This is a genomic window from Microbispora bryophytorum (assembly GCF_043197435.1).
Classification (GTDB): domain Bacteria; phylum Actinomycetota; class Actinomycetes; order Streptosporangiales; family Streptosporangiaceae; genus Microbispora; species Microbispora bryophytorum.
This window is the reverse complement of record NZ_JBICTF010000005.1, coordinates 606,451-620,510: the sequence shown is the minus strand read 5'-3', so window position 1 is coordinate 620,510 and position 14,060 is coordinate 606,451. Positions and strand designations below refer to the sequence as shown.

Sequence of the window (14,060 nt, the reverse complement as noted above, 5' to 3'; positions counted from 1 at the left end):
AGCGGCGGTCGTACGTTGACCTCCGTGGCCTGCGCGACAGTGGCCTGCGCGACAGTGGCCTGCGCGACAAAGGGAGTCACCGTGAGCGAGACGACCAGCACCCATGTCTTCAGGCAAGCCCGCGACCTGCTGCTCAGCCTGAGGGAGGAGCCCGAGCGGGCGGCACGCGAGTTCGCCTGGCCGGTCTTCGGCGACAGGTTCAACTGGGCCACGGACTGGTTCGACGCGATCGCCCGGGGCAACCCCCGCACGGCGTTGTGGATCGTGGAGGAGGACGGCTCCGAGCGGCGCTACTCCTTCGACGAGATGGCCCGCCGTTCCGACCAGGTGGCGGCCTGGCTGGCCGCCCAAGGGGTCGGCAAGGGCGACCACGTGCTGCTGATGCTCGGCAACCAGGTCGAGTTGTGGGAGTCGATGCTGGCGGTCATGAAGCTCGGCGCGGTGATCATGCCGGCGACCACCGCCCTGGGCGCGGCGGACCTCGCCGACCGCATAGGGCGGGGACGCGCCCGGCACGTCATCGTCAACGCGGCCGACACGCACAAGTTCGATGGCGTGCCGGGAGAGTACGGCCGGGTGTGCGTGGGCGAGGCGACCGGGTGGCTCCGGTACGGCGACGCCTACGCGACGCCGGAGCCGGATCCGTTCGAGGCCCGGACCTCTCCCGGCGACCCGCTTCTGCTGTACTTCACCTCGGGGACGACGAGCAGGCCCAAGCTCGTGCGGCACACCCAGGTGTCCTATCCGGTGGGGCACCTGACGACGATGTACTTCATCGGGGTGCGGCCGGGGGACGTCCACCTCAACATCAGCTCGCCCGGCTGGGCCAAGCACGCCTGGAGCTGCCTGTTCGCCCCGTGGAACGCCGAGGCGACGGTGTTCGTGCACAACTACTCCCGCTTCGACGCCGCCGCCCTGCTCGGGCAGATCCGCCGCGCCGGGGTCACCACGTTCTGCGCGCCGCCCACGGTCTGGCGGATGCTCATCCAGGCCGACCTCGGAGACGGGCCGGGCGGCCTGCGTGAGGCGGTCGCCGCGGGGGAGCCGCTGAATCCCGAGGTCATCACCCAGGTGGAGCGGGCCTGGGGGCTGACGGTGCGGGACGGGTACGGCCAGACCGAGACGACCGCCCTGATCGCCAACACGCCCGGCGTGCCCGTGAAGCCCGGCTCGATGGGCCGCCCCCTTCCCGGCGTCCCGGTCGTCGTCGTCGACCCGGTGACCGGCCTCCCGGCGGACGAGGGCGAGATCTGCCTCGACCTCACCGCCCGCCCGGTCAACCTGATGACCGGATACCTGGACGGTGAGGAGGGGGCCATGTCCGGGGGTCTCTACCACACCGGCGACGTCGCGGTCCGGGACGCCGACGGCTCGATCACCTTCGTGGGACGCACCGACGACGTGTTCAAGGCGTCCGACTACAAGATCTCGCCGTTCGAGCTGGAGAGCGTGCTCATCGAGCATCCCGCCGTGGCGGAGGCGGCGGTCGTGCCCGCCCCCGACCCGATCCGCCTCGCCGTGCCCAAGGCGTACGTGGTGCCGGCCGCGGGGTGGGAGCCGAACCGGGAGACCGCCGCGGCCATCCTGCGGCACGCCCGTGACAGGCTCGCGCCCTACCAGCGGGTGCGTCGGCTCGAGTTCGCCGAGCTGCCCAAGACCATCTCGGGGAAGATCCGCCGGGTCGAGCTGCGGGCCAGGGAGAGCGACGCCGCGCAGGCCGGCGCCCCGCCGTCCGGGGAGTGGCGGGACGACCAGTTCCCCGAGCTCCGGGCCTGACCCGGCCGGTCCTCCAGGCCCTACCCTCGGCCCTGCCCCTCCGGCCCGCTGCCCGGGAGCGGGGCCGGGCAGCGGGGCCGGGGCCGTCACCGCTCGCCGTGCGCGAGGAGGCGGGCGACCGGCTCCTCGGTCAGCCCCACGACCCCGTCGAAATCCGTCGAACGGCTGACGGCGGCCCATCGCTCCGTCTCGGCCGCGCGGGAGCGGGACGCCTGCTCGGCCAGGCGCAGCGCGTCGGAGCCGAGCAGCAGCCGCAGCGGCGGATCGTCCACGTCGACCAGCTCGGCGATCACCCTGGCCGCCCGCCGAGGGTCGCCCGGCTGGGCGCCGTCCACCGCTCGCCGGTAGGCGTTGACCCGGCCGACGGTCTGCTCGTAGTCCGGTCCCACCGGCGGGATGCGCATCGACGAGCCGCCCCAGTCCGTACGGAACCCGCCCGGCTCGACGATCACCACGGTGATCCCCAACGGCCGGACCTCGCTGTTCAGCACCTCGGAGAACCCCTCGACGGCGAACTTGGCGGACTGGTAGGCGCCGAGCCCCGGCGTGCCCCCGACCCGGCCGCCCACCGAGCCGATCTGCAGGATGTGACCGGACCGCTGCGCGCGCAGCACCGGCAGCGCGGCCCGGGTCATGGTGACGACGCCGAACAGGTTGGTCTCGAACTGCGCCCGGAAATCCTCGTCGGGGGTCTCCTCGATGGGCGAGGAGTTGGCGTACCCCGCGTTGTTCACCAGCACGTCCAGCGCGCCGAACTCCTCGACGGCCAGCCGTACGGCGCGCTCCGCCGCCGCGGCGTCGGTGACGTCCAGCGCGACGGCGCGCGCCCTGTCACCGTGGGCCCGGACGAGGTCGTCCAGCAGTTCCGGCCGGCGGGCGGTGGCCACGAGGCGGTCGCCGCGTTCGAGCACCTCCCGGGCGAGCGCGTGTCCCAGGCCCCGGGAGGCGCCGGTGATGAGCCATGTCCTCTGCATGATGTGTCTCCTTCGCGTGATGTTCAGCGGGCCGTGCCCGCCGTGCCCACCGTGCCCGCCGGGACCCGCGCGGCCGCTTCGCCGGCGGGCGCCGTACGGCGGCGCGCCCCTGGGACCAGCAGCGCCACGGCGACGGTGGCCGCCAGGGTCACGGCCAGCACCAGGAAGGCGGTGGTGAAGCCCGACTCGTACGGCAGGCCGTCGGGGCGCAGGTGACCGGTGATGACGGAGCTGACCACGGCGGTGCCGATGGAGCCGCCGATGGTGCGGATGTTGGTGTTCATTCCGCCGGCGACGGCGGTCTGACCGGCCGGCACGCTCTGCACGATCAGGTTGGTCATCGAGGCGTAGGCCAGGCCGAGACCGAGCCCGAACACGGCGGTCGCGACGGCGAGCTGCCAGGGCCGGTCGTGCCAGAGGGCGATGCCGGCGCTCGCCAGCGCGCCGAGCGCGCATCCCACCACGAGCTGGGCCTTGACCCCGGCGACGCGGGAGATCGGGCCGCTCACCGTGCCGGCGACGGCCATCGTGACGAGCATGGGCAGCATCAGCAGCCCGGCCTCGGTCACGCTCGACCCGAAGCCGTAGCCCGTCACGGCCGCCGGTATCTGCATGAACTGCGGCAGGAACGCGTACGAGGCGAACATGCCGGCGCCGAACAGCAGCGCCACCAGGTTGGTCGTCCAGACGGCCGGAAGCCGCATCATGCGCATGTCGATCAGCGGGTCGCGCGAGCGCAGCTCGACCGCGATCCACGCGGCGAACAGCACCACGGCGGCGGCGAGCGGAGCGATGACGGCGGCCGAACTCCAGCCCCAGGCGGACGCCTCGGTGAGCGGGACCAGCAGTGCCACCAGCCATCCGGACAGCAGCGCCGCGGCCGTCCAGTTGACCCGGCCGGGCGTGCGCAGTGGTGACCGGGGCACGCTGCGGTGGGCCAGGAACGCGGTGGCGACGACGACGATCGTGGGGATCCAGAACAGCCAGCGCCAGCCGAGGGCGTCGACGATCGGGCCGGCGAGCACGATCCCGACGCCGCCGCCTGCGGCGATGACGGCGGAGATGACGCCCACCATCGAGGGCACCCGGTTGGCGGGGAACTCGTCGCGCACGATCCCGAACGACACGGGGAACACGGCGCCGCCGAGCCCCTGCACGATCCGTCCGACGATGAGCACCCCGACGTTGGGGGCGACGGCGGCGATGAGGCAGCCGAGCGCGATGGCGCCCAGTGCGATGAGCAGCGTGCGGTCCTTGCCGATCATGTCGGCGATGCGGCCCATCAAGGGCGTGGCGACGGACGCGGACAGCAGCCAGGCGGTGAGCACCCAGGTCACCGTGCTCTGGCCGGTGTGCAGGTCGTGCTGGATGGTGGACAGCACGGGGCTGACCAGGGACTGCAGCATGGAGAACGAGGCCGTGGCGGCTGCCAGCGCGAGGAAGGTCAGCCGTTGTGGCGAGGTGGTGCGTGACATCGAACATCCTTCGACAGGAGGAGCCCGCGCGACGAGGCGCGGCGGCGACGCCGCCCCGGCGACGGGCACGGCGCACGACGAAAAGACGATCAGGGCGGCGTTGAAAGGAAGACGCGAACGCGAATGCCCGCCTGCTAAAGTCGAGGCGTGCCTCCACATTAGCGGAGGTATGCCTCCGGTTCAACTTCGAGAGGAGACCGGTGAAGGACAAGGCGGCCGAAGGCCCCCGGACGAGGGTGCGCCGCCCCCAGCGCGCGGACGCGCGGCGCAACTTCGACGCGCTGCTCGCCGCGGCCCGGGAGGCGTTCGCCGAACACGGCACGAGGGCCTCCCTGGAGGACATCGCCCGGCGCGCCGGCGTCGGCATCGGCACGCTCTACCGGAACTTCCCCACGCGGCAGGACCTGTTCGACAGCGTGTACCTGGACGAGATCGACGAGCTGTGCGGCGCCGCGGGGCAGGTCGCGAACCTGCCGCCGTGGGAGGCGCTGGCCGCCTGGCTGCGGCGGTTCGTGGACTACGCGGCCACCAAGCGGGCGATCTCCGAGGCGCTCAACCGCGACTCGGAGATGATGCGGTCGAGCCGGACCGCCATGTACGAGGCGGGGGGGCCGCTGTTCGACCGGGCGAAGGAGGCCGGGGCGGTCCGCGGCGACGTGACCTTCGACGACGTCCTGCGGATGATCTCCGGCATCACCGGGGGCGGGTTCGTCGACGACGACCAGCGTGAGCGGGTGCTGGGCATGGCCCTCGACGGCGTCCGCTCCCGCCCGGCTGAATCCCGCTGAGAACAACAACGCCGGGCGGGGCCGTCGGCCCCGCCCGGCTGAGGTGCCCGGCGTGTTACGCGGAGATCGGGTTACTTGGCGAGCGGCGTGATCGCGATCTTGTCGATGATCGGGGCGTACTGCGATCGGAGCAGGATGTCGGGGAAGGTCGCGGAGATGTAGGTGGTGCCGTCGAAGTTCGGCAGTTCCCGTGAGTCGAAGGCGACGGTGTTGGCTCCCTTCGTGAGCTGAACGGGGATGGTCAGCTCCCAGAAGTTGTCGGCGTGGAAGGAGTGGGGGAACCAGGCCCGCCGCGGTGCGGCGCCGTTGACGGAGATCTCGGCGTGGCGGGCCAGCGGGTCGGGGTTGTAGTGGGACGCGGGAGACTGCTCGGGGTTGGAGTAGCGCACCGTCAGCGCGTACGTCCCGTTCGCGGGCGCGGTGACGTCGAAGGTGAGGGTGCCGGCGTCACCGGGGGCGCCGCCGATGCCGGTGACGGCCTTCCCGCCGCTCGCCAGCGGATAGGCGGCCACCTTGGCGGCGCCGGCGACGTGGGCCGACTCGGCCTCATACCAGGTCGGCGTGAGCGCGCCCTCGGTCTTCTCCACCCGCAGCCGGTCCAGCCGCACCCTGCCCGTCCGCGCGGTGTAGGTGACCTTGTTGACGCCGCCGGACAGGAATGCCTTGACCTGGGAGGACCCGGACGGCTCGGCGATGTCCTGCCCGTTGACGGTCAGCGTGCCCTTGCCGCCGCCGCGCAGGTCGACACCCAGCGTGGACTCGCCGTCGCCGGGGGAGTACACCCAGAACGTCGCCGACTGCCCCTTGCGCAGGTCGGCCACACCGGAGCCGGACACCTTCTTCTCGCCGTAGCCGGGGCGTGCTCCGACGAGCGTGGCGTACTCGGCCTCGTAGACGGACTCGCTCGCGGCCGGGTTGGCGAGGGTCAGGTCGATCTTGTCGACGATCGCGTCCCCCTTGGTGGCGCCGGTGCCGTCGAGGCTCCTGGCGGCCAGGGTGATCGTGTGGTCCCCCTTGGACAGGGCGACCTTCGTGTCGGTGTGGTCCCAGACCACCCACTTGTACCCCAGCGGAAGGTGGAGCTCCTGCTCGTCCTCGCCGTCGACGCGGAGGAAGACGTTGGTCGGGCCCTGCTCCTGGACCGCGCCGTAGGTGTTCAGCGAGTTCGCGAAGACCGACAGGTCGTACGTGCCGTCCTGCGGGACCGACACCGGGAAGTTCAGCGTGACGTCGGAGCCGGTGCGCAGCCCGCCGACGTCGTAGCCGCCGGAGGTGTAGAACTTGCCGACGTCGGACGGAGTCCCCTCGGGACCGTTGCGGCTGTACCCCGTGCCGGTGTGGCCGGCGTCCTCCGCCTCGTACGTGGCCTGCCAGAGCGTGGTCGCCGGAGTGCCGGAGGCGGCGTGGTCGCCGGGGGTGAGGATGATCTGGTAGGCCGACGACTCCTTCAGGGCGGGCAGCGCGGACCCGAACTCGACGGTCACCGAGCCGTCCGTCACCTTCTGGTTCAGCTCGGCGACGACCCGGGGCTGCGCGGAGTCGCCGACCTGGCCGGTCCACGGGATCTCCTGGACCAGGGCGTGTACCGTGCCCCCAGACCCCGTGCCGGCGAACCCCTTGCGGCCGAACAGCGCGGTGTCGACGTTGTCGAAGTGAACGCCGACGAGACCGGACGCTCCGCCGAACAGCGCGCGGGCCTGCGACTTGTCCTTGTCGAGCGTCGCGACGCCCTGCAGGGTGTAGCTGACATTCGGCCGCGGCGGGGTGACCTTGACCGTGTTGCCGGTCATCTGGCCGTAGGCGTGGAGCAGCCACCACTGGCCGTTGCCGCGATTGGCCTGGACGGCCGAGTCGGACAGGTTGCCGTCGATGTTCCAGTACGCGATGTCGGCGTCGACCTTCGACTCCTCGATGGCCGAGGCCCACTGGACCATCTGGCCGGGCACCGACGTGTGGTAGTTGAAGGCGTACTCGTCGAGGTTGATCGGGAGTTGCCTGCCCTCATACGGGGTGCCCGCGAAGATGGCCTGCTCCCACTGGCGATACTTCGCCACGTTGGTGCGGATGCGGGCCGGGTCGCCCAGCTCGTGCCAGGTCATGACCTCGGGGACCGTCCCGGCCTGCACGGCGTGCCGCAGGAAGCCCTGCACCTGGTCGTACAGGACACTCGTGTTGGGGCCGGCGATCCTGGCCTTCGGCAGCTTGCCCTTGATCAGGGCGTTGACCTCGTCCCAGGCCTTGAAGTAGTACTGGGGGTCGCTCAGCCAGCTGATCTTGTTGTAGCTCCACGTGCCGGTGCCGAACATGTTGCCCTCGGGCTCGTTGAACGGCACGAAGACGATGTGGTCCTGATATTTCGGGTCGAGCGTGCGGACCTGGTCGACCTGCTTGGCGATCTTTGCCTTGAAGTCGTTCAGCCTGGCCTCGGGCGTGGTGCCGGGCCACTCGTAGGGGAAGCCCCGGTAGATGTCGGTCATGTAGATGTACACGTCGCCGCCGGTGCTGTCGGCGAGCGGCTTGACCACCTCCAGCGCGTCGGCACCGGGGTGCTGCGGGCCGTCCTGGGCCTTCGTCGCGACCGTGCGCAGCCGCATGCCCTCAAGGAGGTTGGAGGTCGGCACGCCCTCGCCGTACACGCCGTACAGAGTGCCGGACGCGCCGCCGTGGAAGGCGCCGGTCTCGGTGCCGAGGTCGACGGTCAGGTCGTTGGCGACGACCTTGACCGTGGCCTGGACCGTGCTCCCGTAGGCGGAGCCCTCGACCGTGAACTGCCCCGGCCTGGCGTACGCGGCCGGGTCGACCGCCTCCCAGACGACCGGCACGCCCCGGCGGATGCCGTCGGAGAACTGCGCGTTGACGGTCGCGGGCAGTGCCGGCGCGATGCCCGGGTAGGTGGTGATCGCGAAGGAGGCCTGCTCGACCTTGGTGACCGAGGCCTTGCGGTCTCCGGCGAGCGCCGCGACCTGCTCGGCGTTCATGGCGGCGTCGTAGACGCGGAAGTCGTCCAGGTCGCCCGCCAGGAACGGGTGCCCGCCCCAGAACGGCTTGCCCAGGAAGCCGGAGGTGCTGTTGCGGTCGGAGTGCATCACCGCGGCCAGGTCGATCTGGGCGGTGGTGCTGCCGATGGCCACGCCGTTCACGTAGTAGGTGAGGGTTCTGCCGTCGATCGTGGTGACGAGGTTGACCCACTGACCGGTGGGCAGCTTCTGCGCGCCCGGCACCCCCACCTCGGCGTTGCCGTTGACCGGCTTGATGGACGACCTGGTGGTGGCGTCGCCGGCGTACGACGGGGTGACGAAGGTGGCGGTCGCATTGTCCTTGCCGAGGTTGTAGACCCACTGGAAGTCGGCGCCGCCCGCCCACTTGAGCCAGGTGGAGATGGTCATGGCGTGGAGGTCGCGGAACAGGCCGTTCGGGATCGTCACGTAGGGGGCGGTCGCCGAGCCGGTCGGCCCGCCGGGCAGCGAAAGGGCCTGCGTGCCGTCGGGACCCACGGCGGTCTTGGCCGAGCCGGGGTTGGACAGGGCTCCGTCGAGGCCGGAGGGGGAGTCGTCCTCGACGACGCCGCTCGACAGGTCGCCGTCGAAGTCGTAGTGGAGGACGAGTGCCGGTGAGTCGGCGCTGAGTGTCGGGGCGTGCGCCGGGAGGGCGTGCGCCGGCAAGGCGGCAAGGGGGATCGCGGTCGTCACGAGGGCGGAGGCGAGAACGACATGAGGCGCGAGCCTGCGTGCTCGCCCGGACGGGGGTACGGCCATGCGCTGTCCCATTCGCGGGGGGTGAGTGATGGGGGGAATCACGGGAGACGTCGAATCGGTTCGGCGAATCGATTCGACTGGACGATAAGCGGGGTGCCGGGAAACGGTCAAGGGCCGGAAACCCTTCCGGCACGCCATCGTCATCTCGCCGACACACGCCTCCATACGCCGGCGCCTGCCGGCACCTGGCACGGCCCGCGCCGGACGACGGCTGGCGCGAACCCGGGAAGCCGTGCGGCGCACGCCGCGGAGGGCGTCTGCGGCCAAGTCCCCGGCTATGCGTCCGTCCATGTGTCCGGCCAGGTCGCCGGCCAGGTCTCCGCAATTCGTGCCGCGAACCCCATTGACGCGTGCGACGGGCCGGGCCTATCGTCAGCGAACCGATTCGCCGAATCGGTTCGACTTCGATCGGAAACAGGCGCGTAACGCTGTCAGTGGAGGTCACGTCAATGAGACCAGGGTCAAGCGGCCGGCGTGCGGCAGGGATGGGTGCGGCGATCCTCGCGGCGGCCACCGGACTGGCCGCCTGCTCGTCACCGTCCGGCGGCTCCGACGGCGCCGGTGTCGCCTCGGCGGGCGCGAGCCAGGCCGCCGGGGGCGGGACCTACACGATCTGGGATCCGTACCCGCAGTTCGATGACTCCTCCGACTGGGTGAAGCTGCTCACGCAGTGCGGGACGGAGGCCGGGGTGACCGTCAAGCGGACGGGCTACGACACCACCGACCTGACCAACAAGGCGCTGCTGGCCGCCCAGCAGGGCAACTCGCCGGACGTGCTGATCGTGGACAACCCGGTCGTCTCGACGCTGGCCGAGGCCGGCGTGCTGACGACGACCGAGGAGAACAAGCTCGACGTCGCGTCGATCGCGCCGAACCTGCTCGCGGCGGGCCAGCTCGGCGGCAAGACGTACGGCGTCCCGATCGGGGCCAACACGCTCGCCCTCTACTACAACAAGGAGGTGCTGAAGAAGGCCGGGGTGGACGCGGACGCGGTGAAGGACTGGGCGTCGCTGACCGCGGCGCTGGAGAAGGTCAAGGCGGCGGGCAAGAAGGGCATCACGTTCTCGGCCATCGGCACCGAGGAGGGCAGCTTCCAGTTCCTGCCCTGGTTCTGGGGCTCGGGCGCGAACCTCACGAAGCTCGACTCACCCGAGGGCGTCTCGGCGGTGGCCCTGTGGGCCGACTGGCTGAAGAAGGGCTACGCCCCCAACTCGGTCATCAACAACACCCAGACCACGAGCTGGCAGGAGTTCGCGACCGGGGACTTCGCCTTCGCCGAGAACGGCACCTGGCAGCTGGCCAACGCGAAGAAGGCCGGCTTCGACTACGGCATCATCCCGATCCCCGCCAAGGACGGCGGCACCGCCCCCGCCCCGACCGGCGGTGAGTTCGTGAGCATCCCGGTGCAGTCGGACGCCGCGCGCTACGTCGCCTCCCAGAAGCTCGTGAGCTGCCTGACCAGCACCGACAACTCCCTGGCGACCACGACCACGCTGTCGTACATCGCGCCGGCGGAAGCGGTGCAGGCCAAGCAGGTCGAGCAGAACGCCGAGCTCAAGGTGTGGGTGGAGGCGGTCAAGGCCGCCAAGGGCCGCACCAGCGACAACCTGGGCACGAAGTATCCGAAGATCTCCGAGCCGATGTGGGGCGCCGTGCAGGCGGCGCTGAGCGGTTCCACGGCTCCTCAGGAGGCGATGGCGGCGGCCCAGTCGACGGCGGCGAGCGCGACCCAGTAATGAGCACGAGCCGAGTGCCGCGAACGCCGGTGCGTTCCGCCCCCGCCCCCGCCCCCGCTCAGGGGCGGGAGCGCCGGGTGGCACGCACCCGGCCGGGGAAGCGGGCGGCGCAGCAGTGGGCGGCGTGGGCGTTCCTCGCCCCCGTCGTCGTCTACCTGCTGGTCTTCTACGCCTACCCGCTGTATCGCAACGTCGAGCTGAGCCTGCGCAACTACACGGTGCGCTCGTTCGTGCAGGGCGACGCGCCGTTCGCCGGAGTCGCCAACTACGCCAAGGTGTTCGCCGACGCCACCTTCGCGCCGGCGCTGTGGCACACCATCGTGTTCACGCTGGTGTCGCTGGCCTTCCAGTTCGTCATCGGGCTCGCTCTGGCCGTGTTCTTCAGCCGGAACTTCCGGCTGTCGGCCACACTGCGCGCGCTGTTCCTGGTGCCGTGGCTGCTGCCGCTGATCGTGTCCGCCTCGACCTGGTCGTGGATGCTCAACAGCGAGTCCGGGGTGGTCAACACCGCCCTGAGCTGGGTCGGCGTCGGGCCGGTCAACTGGCTGACCTCCCCCGACTGGTCGCTGTGGTCGGTGATCATCGCCAACATCTGGATCGGCATCCCGTTCAACCTGGTCGTGCTCTACAGCGGCCTGCAGGCGATCCCATCGGCGGTGTACGAGGCGGCGGCGCTCGACGGTGCCGGCGCCTGGCAGCGGTTCTGGCGGGTGACCTTCCCGCTGCTGCGTCCGGTCTCGGCGATCACCGTCCTGCTGGGGCTGGTCTACACGCTCAAGGTGTTCGACATCATCTGGATCATGACCAAGGGCGGGCCGAGCGACGCTTCCACGACGCTGGCCACCTGGTCCTACCGGCTGGGATTCGGCAACATGCTGCCCTCCTTCGGCCCCGGCGCGGCGGTCGGCAATCTGCTGATCCTCATGGCGCTGGCCTTCGGCCTCGTCTACATCCGCGTGCAGCGACGGCAGGCCGCGGCATGAGGCGGCTCACGACCGTCATCGGGCTGGCGCTGACCGCGGTGATGCTGTTCCCGGTCTACTGGATGATCAACGTCTCGTTCACCCGCGACCAGGACATGCGCAAGTCGCCGCCGTACTGGTTCCCCGTCCACGGGACGCTGGAGGGGTATCGCGCGGTGCTGGAGCAGCAGGGGCCCTACCTCGCCACCAGCCTCGTCGTGGGGCTGGGCACCGTCGTGCTGACCCTCCTGGTCGCGGCGCCGGCGGCGTACTCGCTGGCCAAGCTGCGCCCGCGCGGGGGCGGCGTGCTGAGCTTCGTGCTGCTGATCGCGCAGATGATCCCGGGGATCATCATGGCGATGGGCTTCTACGCCATCTTCCTCACCACCGGCGTGCTCAACACCGTTCCCGGGCTGATCGTGGCCGACTCCACCCTCGCGGTGCCGTTCGCCGTGCTGATCCTCACCGCGTTCATGTCCGGCATCCCCGAGGAGCTGCTGCAGGCGGCCCGCGTGGACGGCGCCGGGGTGATGCGCACGTTCGTCTCGATCGTGCTGCCGGTCTCCCGCAACTCGATCATCACGGTGTCGCTGTTCGCGTTCCTGTGGGCCTGGTCGGACTTCGTCTTCGCCTCCACCCTCGACCAGGGCGGCGCCCACCAGCCGATCACGCTCGGCATCTACCACTACATCGGCAACAACAACCAGGAATGGAACGCCATCATGGCCACCGCCGTGGTCGCCTCCATCCCGGCCACCGTTCTGCTCATCGTCGCCCAGCGTTACGTCGCCGCGGGCGTCACCGCCGGCGCCGTCAAGGACTGAGCCTCTCCGAGAAGGGACCCCCTCTTCATGACCGTCGCCGCTTCAGGCCCGGTGTTCTCCCTGCGGGAAATCCCGTTCAGCTACCGCGGCTCCTGGTTCGGCTTCTCGCCGGTGATCGCGCAGAAGACCTACGCCCCGGACGTGCACCTGGTCTCCCACCAGACCGGCATGCATCCGATCCTGCGGCTGGCGCCGTCCGCCGAGAGCGACGTCACCGCCACGCCCCACCAGCTCACCTGGAGCCGCGCCGACGGCCGGATCGACCTCGCCTACGAGAACGCCGACACGGTGCGGCTGCGCGGCCGGGGCCTCGGGCTGAGCCTCCTGGCCGCCGACCCCGCCCTGACGCCGTTCAGCGGTCCGTACTTCTACCAGGACCCGGTGGACGGATCGTTCGTCTTCACCGTCTACCAGACCGGCCGCCGCTACCGGATCACGGTGCTGGCCGGTCAGGCCGAGGCGCGGGGCGCCCAGGCGCTCGGCACCGCCGAACGCGGCGTCGTCCTGAGCGGCGAGTGGGAGATCGCCGTCGAGGAGTACGAGACCGCGCGCGCCCCCTATGCGCGCACGGACGCCTTCGAGCAGGTGGCCGCGGCGGCGCGGGCCGAGTTCGACGCGTTCACCGCCGCGGTCGCGCCCTGGCGCAGCGACCGGACGCCCGCGGCCGAGCTGGCCGCCTACGTCCTGTGGTCGGCGACCGTGCGTCCGGCCGGATTCGTCACCCGGCCCGCCGTGCTGATGTCCAAGCACTGGATGGACAAGGTGTGGAGCTGGGACCACTGTTTCAACGCCATCGCCCTCGCCGACGGCCTGCCGGACCTGGCGTGGGACCAGTTCCGGCTGCCCTTCGACCACCAGGACGACGCGGGCGCGCTGCCCGACTCCGTCACCCACTCGGAGATCCTCTACAACTTCGTGAAGCCGCCCATCCACGGCTGGGCCCTGCGCGGCCTCCCGCCGGCGGCCGAGCCGGAGGAGGTCTACCGGCTGCTGGAACGCTGGACGACCTTCTGGCTCACGGCGCGGCGCGTCCCGGGCGGTGAACTGCCGCACTACCAGCACGGCAACGACAGCGGCTGGGACAACGCCACCACCTTCGACCCCGAGCGCGTGGTCGAGACCGCCGACCTGGCCGCCTTCCTCGTCCTGCAGCTGCGCGAGCTGGCCCGCCGGGCCCCGGACCCGGCCGCGGCGGCCCAGTGGTCGGGCGCCGCCGACCGGCTGCGCGACGCGCTGCTCGCCGAGCTGTGGACGGGGGACCGCTTCGTCGCCCGCGGCGCGAACTCCGGGCGCACCTGGTCGAGCTCCAGCCTGCTCGACCTCATGCCCATCGTGCTCGGCGACGAGCTTCCCGAGCCGGTGCACACGGCGCTCGCCGCACGCATCGCCGCGCATCTGACCGCGTTCGGGCCCGCCACCGAGCACCCCGAGTCCGAGCACTACCAGGACGACGGCTACTGGCGGGGGCCGATCTGGGCTCCTTCGACCGTGCTCATCGAGGACGGCCTGCGCCGCGCCGGCCACGTCGAGCTGGCCGACGAGATCAGCGCCCGCTTCCGCGGGCTCTGTGAGCGGTCCGGATTCGCGGAGAACTTCGACGCGCGCACCGGCGAGGGGCTGCGCGACCGCGCCTACACCTGGACGGCCAGTGCCTACCTCATCCTCGCCGCCGCCGACGAACGGCGGCACGAACAGCGGACGCAGCCGGCGCAGGCGGCGGAGACGGCGGCTTTGACACGACCGCGCACGCCTGCGTAGCCTGCGGTCGAA

General features: G+C 71.1%; 9 protein-coding genes. 6 read left to right on the top strand and 3 right to left on the bottom strand.

Translation table 11 applies throughout. The features are described 5' to 3' along the window. Nucleotides 1–81 precede the first annotated feature (81 nt). On the top strand, nt 82–1,776 hold the full coding sequence (locus ACGFIB_RS20290) for an AMP-binding protein (RefSeq protein ID WP_393373897.1): 1,695 nt from the start codon (nt 82–84) through the stop codon (nt 1,774–1,776). Between the two features lie 86 nt (nt 1,777–1,862). Here ACGFIB_RS20290 and ACGFIB_RS20285 read toward each other — a convergent pair whose 3' ends face one another. Together ACGFIB_RS20285 and ACGFIB_RS20280 are read right to left on the bottom strand one after the other, a co-directional pair. Further along, complete coding sequence (locus ACGFIB_RS20285) at nt 1,863–2,750, bottom strand: oxidoreductase (protein ID WP_357259931.1); 888 nt, start codon at nt 2,748–2,750, stop codon at nt 1,863–1,865. 23 nt (nt 2,751–2,773) lie between these two features. Beyond that, nucleotides 2,774–4,225, bottom strand: a complete 1,452-nt coding sequence (locus tag ACGFIB_RS20280) for an MFS transporter (RefSeq protein ID WP_393373894.1) — start codon at nt 4,223–4,225, stop codon at nt 2,774–2,776. A gap of 200 nt (nt 4,226–4,425) precedes the next feature. Between ACGFIB_RS20280 and ACGFIB_RS20275 the strand changes: the two genes are divergently transcribed. Continuing rightward, entirely contained in the window at nt 4,426–5,013 is a 588-nt protein-coding gene (locus tag ACGFIB_RS20275) for a TetR/AcrR family transcriptional regulator (protein WP_393373891.1), read from the top strand. A gap of 71 nt (nt 5,014–5,084) precedes the next feature. Here the strand turns inward: ACGFIB_RS20275 and ACGFIB_RS20270 are convergent, their stop codons facing one another. Continuing rightward, nucleotides 5,085–8,702 carry a LamG-like jellyroll fold domain-containing protein gene (locus tag ACGFIB_RS20270; protein WP_393373888.1) on the bottom strand — a complete coding sequence of 1,206 codons (3,618 nt, stop codon included), beginning with the start codon at nt 8,700–8,702 and terminating at the stop codon, nt 5,085–5,087. 551 nt (nt 8,703–9,253) lie between these two features. Between ACGFIB_RS20270 and ACGFIB_RS20265 the strand changes: the two genes are divergently transcribed. The 4 genes from ACGFIB_RS20265 (at nt 9,254) to ACGFIB_RS20250 (ending at nt 14,048) form a co-directional block, all read left to right on the top strand. Beyond that, nucleotides 9,254–10,504: a sugar ABC transporter substrate-binding protein gene (locus ACGFIB_RS20265; RefSeq protein ID WP_393373886.1), complete on the top strand. Its 1,251-nt coding sequence runs from the start codon at nt 9,254–9,256 to the stop codon at nt 10,502–10,504. A 77-nt stretch (nt 10,505–10,581) separates the two neighbouring features. Then, the gene (locus tag ACGFIB_RS20260) at nt 10,582–11,487 is read left to right on the top strand and encodes a carbohydrate ABC transporter permease (RefSeq protein WP_393373883.1); all 906 of its coding nucleotides are present in this window, start codon (nt 10,582–10,584) and stop codon (nt 11,485–11,487) included. Further along, nucleotides 11,484–12,290, top strand: a complete 807-nt coding sequence (locus tag ACGFIB_RS20255) for a carbohydrate ABC transporter permease (RefSeq protein ID WP_142570682.1) — start codon at nt 11,484–11,486, stop codon at nt 12,288–12,290. The genes ACGFIB_RS20260 and ACGFIB_RS20255 overlap by 4 nt, the downstream gene beginning before the upstream one ends. Nucleotides 12,291–12,317: 27 nt before the next feature. Then, the gene (locus tag ACGFIB_RS20250; RefSeq protein WP_393373880.1) at nt 12,318–14,048 is read left to right on the top strand and encodes an amylo-alpha-1,6-glucosidase; all 1,731 of its coding nucleotides are present in this window, start codon (nt 12,318–12,320) and stop codon (nt 14,046–14,048) included. The last annotated feature ends 12 nt before the right edge of the window (nt 14,049–14,060 follow it).

What these genes read in the sequence shown, in the direction of transcription:
- ACGFIB_RS20280 (WP_393373894.1), bottom strand. Translation starts at nt 4,225, where the DNA reads ATGTCACGCACCACCTCGCCACAACGGCTGACCTTCCTCGCGCTGGCA.
- ACGFIB_RS20250 (WP_393373880.1), top strand. Translation starts at nt 12,318, where the DNA reads ATGACCGTCGCCGCTTCAGGCCCGGTGTTCTCCCTGCGGGAAATCCCG.
- ACGFIB_RS20265 (WP_393373886.1), top strand. Translation starts at nt 9,254, where the DNA reads ATGGGTGCGGCGATCCTCGCGGCGGCCACCGGACTGGCCGCCTGCTCG.
- ACGFIB_RS20255 (WP_142570682.1), top strand. Translation starts at nt 11,484, where the DNA reads ATGAGGCGGCTCACGACCGTCATCGGGCTGGCGCTGACCGCGGTGATG.
- ACGFIB_RS20285 (WP_357259931.1), bottom strand. Translation starts at nt 2,750, where the DNA reads ATGCAGAGGACATGGCTCATCACCGGCGCCTCCCGGGGCCTGGGACAC.